The 369-nt window shown below is 45.8% G+C and carries 2 tRNA genes; both read right to left on the minus strand.

Annotated features, from left to right (window positions below):
• Nucleotides 1–150: 150 nt before the first annotated feature.
• Nucleotides 151–227, minus strand: a tRNA-Met gene (locus QQ041_RS20250).
• 50 nt (nt 228–277) lie between these two features.
• Nucleotides 278–362 (minus strand) — tRNA-Leu (locus tag QQ041_RS20255).
• Between the last annotated feature and the right edge of the window lie 7 nt (nt 363–369).

The raw sequence follows: 369 nt of genomic DNA on the forward strand, positions 1-369 counted from the left end.
CGGTCGGAGAGACTTGAACTCTCACACCTCTCGGCGCCAGAACCTAAATCTGGTGCGTCTACCAATTCCGCCACGACCGCAGCAAATCTTTATAGTTATATCGACATTGGTGGTTCGAAATAACGTTGTCTTCTTGTTTCAAAGAAAAAGTGGTGGCTACTGCGGGATTTGAACCTGCGACCCCATCATTATGAGTGATGTGCTCTAACCAACTGAGCTAAGTAGCCATAATAAATCTAATAGATTCATTATTTGTTCTCTAATGAAAGAGAAATAATGGTGCGGTCGGAGAGACTTGAACTCTCACACCTCTCGGCGCCAGAACCTAAATCTGGTGCGTCTACCAATTCCGCCACGACCGCAGCAAAT

The sequence above is a fragment of the Vibrio sp. TMPB1044 genome (assembly GCF_030442075.1).
In the GTDB taxonomy this organism is placed as follows: Bacteria; Pseudomonadota; Gammaproteobacteria; order Enterobacterales; family Vibrionaceae; genus Vibrio; species Vibrio satsumensis.